The organism is Amycolatopsis pittospori (assembly GCF_013870525.1).
Classification (GTDB): Bacteria; Actinomycetota; Actinomycetes; order Mycobacteriales; family Pseudonocardiaceae; genus Amycolatopsis; species Amycolatopsis pittospori.
Genome location: NZ_JACBXD010000177.1, coordinates 1 through 4,814, shown reverse-complemented (window position 1 = coordinate 4,814; position 4,814 = coordinate 1). Strand labels below are relative to the sequence as shown.

Genomic DNA, 4,814 nt, shown 5'->3' with positions numbered 1-4,814 from the left:
CGCCACCGGAGCCGCCACGACGTGCGCCGTCGCTGGAAGATCCACGACGGCCACCGGAGGCGCCACGGCCACCGGCGGAGGGACCCCGGCCGCGACCGACCCGGGTACCACGACCGCGGTTCGCCGGACGGTCGTCTTCGTCGTCGCCCTTGCGGGGGATGGCCTCGCCGCTGGCGCTGACCTTCTTCGGCCGGGTGTCCACGATCGGGCGACGCGGGGACGCGTCGAAGGTCCGCTCGCCCGGGGCCAGCTCCGCCAGCAGCGGGTGGCCGGGGCCGAGCTGCGTGGTGGTCGGCTTGATGCCTGCCTTGCGGGTCAGGTCGCGGACGTCGCCGACCTGGGCGTCGGTCATCAGCGTGACGACGGTGCCGGACGCGCCGGCGCGCGCCGTGCGGCCCGAGCGATGCAGGTACGCCTTGTGCTCGACCGGCGGATCGGCGTGGATGACGAGCGTGACGTCGTCGACGTGGATACCGCGGGCGGCGATGTCGGTCGCGACCAGCGTCTTCGCCGCGCCGGAGGAGAACGCCTCCAGGTTGCGGGTCCGCGCGGTCTGGCCGAGGTTGCCGTGCAGTTCGACCGCCGGCACGCCGGAGGCCATGAGCTTGCGCGTGAGCTGCTTGGCGCGGTGCTTCGTCCGGGTGAACACCAGGGTGCGGCCCGGCGCCGCGGTCAGGTCGATCAGCACCGGCAGGCGGTGGGTCTCTTCCAGGTGCAGCACGTGGTGGGTCATGGTCGAGACCGGCGACTGGGCCGAGTCGACGCTGTGCGTGACCGGGTCGGTCATGAAGCGCTTGACCAGCACGTCGACGCCCGCGTCGAGGGTCGCGGAGAACAGCAGCCGCTGGCCGCGCTCCGGCGTCTCGCTCATGATGCGCCGGACGTCGGGCAGGAAGCCGAGGTCGGCCATGTGGTCGGCCTCGTCCAGCACGGTGATCTCGATGTTGTCGAGCTTCGCCTCACCCGAACGCATGTGGTCGGCGAGCCGGCCGGGGCAGGCGACGACGATGTCGACGCCGTCACGCAGCCGGGTGATCTGCGGGTTGGGGCTGACACCGCCGAAGATGGTCGTGACCTTGAGGCCGAGCGGCTTGGCCAGCGGCAGGAACGACGCCTCGATCTGGGTGGCGAGTTCCCGGGTCGGCGCCAGGACGGGCAGCACGAAGCCGTAGGTCTTGCCGGAGCCGGTGCGGCCGCGGCCGAGGACGTCCCGGCCGGCCAGCGAATGCGGCAGCGTGGCGGCCTGGATCGGGAACGGGCTGGTGACGCCCTGCTCGGCGAGTGCGTCGACGAGGTTCTCGGGCAGGCCGAGTTCGGTGAAAGTAGGTGTGCTCATAAGCGTATGGGCGCGCGGGCGCCCTGGTATCTCCGTAAGGATAGAAACGGTTGTCCTGCCCGGCGCAGACCTCGGGGGCCGCGGCGCGTGGTCTTCGACAACGAAACGCGGTCCGAGGCAGAACTGAGCGGACCGCGACGCCAGTATAGGGCCTCGGTGATCTCGGGGGCTACGTGATATCGCCCGCACCCCTGTGGCGGCTTGCCGGAATCGACGAAACAGGCCGCCGATGTTCGTCGATATCCACTGGTTCCCGGCTCGTCCGCGGTGGCACGCTGGCCGGACCAGGACGAAAGGGGACACCGGTGTCGGACGTTCAGGAGCTGCGGGCGCTGCTCGACGAAGGGGCACGCGAAGCGGAGGTACCCGGGGCGGTGGTGGGTGTCCTGCACGACGGGCGGGAGTCGGTGCTCACCACCGGGGTGTCCAGTGTGGACACCGGACTCGCGGTCGACGCCGGGACGTTGTTCATGATCGGCTCCACCAGCAAGACGTTCGCCGCGGCGGCGATGCTGGCCCTGGTCGAAGACGGGCTGCTGGATCTCGACAAGCCTGTCGTGGAGTACCTTCCCGGGCTTCCGCTGGCGGATCCCGTGGCACGCGAGGCGGTGACTTCGCGGCATCTGCTCACGCATTCGGCCGGGTTCCTCGGCGACGTCGACCTCGACACCGGCTGGGGTGACGACGCGCTGGCACAGGCTGTCGAGCAGTTCGGCGACCTGCCGCAGATCTTCCCGCCCGGCGAGGTCTTCTCCTATTGCAACGCCGGTTTCCAGCTGGCGGGCCGCGTCGTGGAAGTGGTGGCGGGAAAGCCTTTCGAGGACGTCGTCCGCACCCGGCTGCTGGAACCGCTCGGCATGACCGAGTCGTACTACCTGCCGTGGGAGGTGCTCACCCGGCCGCACGCCGTCGGCCATGCCGAGGGGGCCGTCGCGCACACCGTGGGCCTGACCCGCGCGGACAGCGCGAGCGGTGGCCTGTGGTCCACCGCGGCCGACCAGCTGAAATGGGCCCGCTTCTTCCTGACCGGGGAGTCGGAAGGCGAGGCGCCGCTCAGTGCCGCGACCCGGGACCTCATGCGCACGCCGCAGCGCAGGGCCGCGCTGCGCTTCGAGGAGGTCGGGCTGAGCTGGCTGCATACGAGCCACGGCGCCGCCAGGCTCGTCCGGCACGGCGGCAACGTGAGCAATCTGCAGCTCTCGGAGTTCGTCACGCTGCCGGAGGAGAACTTCGCCGTCACCGTGCTGACCAACAGCGCGGGCGGCGCGGCGCTGGGCCGCAAGGTCGTCGACTGGTGCCTGGAGAACCTGGTCGGGCTGCCCCCGATCGAGGGCGCTCAGGCCTTGCCGATGCCCGAGCTCGGTGAGTACACCGGCCGCTACGAGACCGGGCACCTCGCGTTCGAGATCACCGATCGCGACGGCGCCCTGTGGGCCCAGATGGTCGCCGACGTCGAAGGCTTCCCTTCACCGCCGCCGTTCGAGGCCGTCTTCGTGGCCGGCGACGCGATCGCCCCGGCCGCCGACACCCGCGCGCCCACCGCCCGCTTCCTGCGGAACGAGCACGGGGAGGTGACTTCGGTCGAGTTCGGTGGCCGGACGGCGCGGCGGCGCGCTACGGTTACCGGGTAGTAACTTCGGCGACCAGGAGTGACGATGAGCGAAAAGGCGACCGCGTTGTTGCTGAACCCGGGTGGGTACGACCCACGGCAGTTCGACCCGGAGACGCGTCGCCTGCTGCGTGCCACCATCGAGTGGTTCGAACAGCGTGGCAAGCGCAAGCTCGTCGAGGACTACCACGAGCGGACCTTCTACGCGGACTTCATCGAGTTCGCGGGCAAGGAAGGCCTGTTCTCCACGTTCCTCACTCCCGGCGCCGACGCCGGCGGCGACCCCGACAAGCGCTGGGACACCGCGCGTGTCGCCGCTTTGTCGGAAATCCTCGGCTTCTACGGCCTGAACTACTGGTACCCGTGGCAGGTCACCATCCTCGGCCTGGGCCCGGTGTGGCAGAGCGCGAACGAGGCCGCCCGCAAACGTGCGGCGGACTCGCTCGCGGCCGGCGGCGTCGCCGCGTTCGGACTGTCCGAAAAGGACCACGGCGCCGACATCTACTCGTCGGACCTCGTGCTGACCCCCGACGGTAAGGGCGGTTACCGCGCGAACGGTTCGAAGTACTACATCGGCAACGGAAACTGCGCGCGGACCGTGTCGGTCTTCGGTCGCATCGACGGTGTCGAAGGCCCGGACCAGTACGTGTTCTTCTACGCGGACTCCGAGCACCCGAACTACCACGTGGTGAAGAACGTCGTGCCGTCGCAGATGTACGTCGCCGAATTCACGCTCGACGACTACCCGGTGTCCGAAGAGGACATCCTGCACGTCGGCGCCGAGGCGTTCAGTGCCGCGCTGAACACGGTCAACATCGGCAAGTTCAACCTGTGCTTCGGCGGCATCGGCATGTCGACGCACTCGCTGTACGAGGCGATCACCCACGCGCACAACCGGGTGCTCTACGGCAAGAAGGTCACCGATTTCCCGCACGTGCGCCGGGAGTTCGTCGAGGCGTACACGCGGCTCGTCGCGATGAAGCTGTTCTCCGACCGGGCCGTGGACTATTTCCGTTCCGCGGGCCCGGACGACCGCCGCTACCTGCTGTTCAACCCGATCACCAAGATGAAGGTGACCACCGAGGCGCAGAAGGTCATCGGCCTGGTCGCGGATGTGGTGGCGGCCAAGGGTTTCGAGGCCGACACCTATCTCGCGATGTCCAAGAACGACATCGACGGCCTGCCGAAGCTGGAAGGCACGGTGGCGGTCAACCTCGCGCTGATCGCGAAGTTCGTGCCCGCGTACCTCTTCGCGCCGCAGGACTACGAGCCCGTGCCGACGCGCACCGACGCGGCCGACGACGAGTTCCTGTTCCGCCAGGGCCCGGCGCGCGGGCTTTCGAAGGTCCGGTTCCACGACTGGCGTGAGGCCTACGCGAAGGCGTCCGCGATCCCGAACGTCGCAAGGTTCACCGAGCAGGCCGAGGCGCTGGTGAAGCTGTTCACCGACGCCGCCCCGGACGAGGCGCAGCAGCAGGACCTCGACTTCGGGCTCGCGCTGACCGAGCTGTTCACGTTGGTCGTCTACGGGCAGCTGGTGCTGGAGCAGGCGGAGATCACCGGGATCGAGACCGAGGTCGTCGACCAGATCTTCGGCGTCCTCGTGCAGGACTTCAGTGTCGCCGCGATCGACCTGCACGGAAAGTCGTCCTCGACCGAGGCGCAGCAGGCACTCGCGCTGGCCTCGGTCCGGAAGCCCGTCGTGGACGCGGCCCGCTTCGATCACGTGTGGTCCCTGGTGCGGGACCTGTCCGGCGCCTACGCGATGACCCCCTGAAGATCCGTGAAGGCCTCCTTCCCTACCTTGAGGGTCGGGAAGGAGGCCTTCACGGACTTCTGAGTCCTACTTGCCGTAGCCGGCCTTGCGGA

At 69.2% G+C, this 4,814-nt stretch carries 3 protein-coding genes; 2 read left to right on the top strand and 1 reads right to left on the bottom strand.

What is annotated here, in order from left to right; genetic code table 11:
• Nucleotides 1–1,336: DEAD/DEAH box helicase (locus tag H5J31_RS39355; protein WP_181777739.1), on the bottom strand; the 1,336-nt coding region annotated here is incomplete at its 3' end.
• Nucleotides 1,337–1,641: 305 nt separating this feature from the next.
• Between H5J31_RS39355 and H5J31_RS39350 the strand changes: the two genes are divergently transcribed.
• Nucleotides 1,642–2,967, top strand: a complete 1,326-nt coding sequence (locus H5J31_RS39350) for a serine hydrolase domain-containing protein (RefSeq protein ID WP_181777738.1) — start codon at nt 1,642–1,644, stop codon at nt 2,965–2,967.
• A gap of 24 nt (nt 2,968–2,991) precedes the next feature.
• Nucleotides 2,992–4,722 carry an acyl-CoA dehydrogenase gene (locus H5J31_RS39345; protein ID WP_181777737.1) on the top strand — a complete coding sequence of 577 codons (1,731 nt, stop codon included), beginning with the start codon at nt 2,992–2,994 and terminating at the stop codon, nt 4,720–4,722.
• Nucleotides 4,723–4,814: the final 92 nt, after the last annotated feature.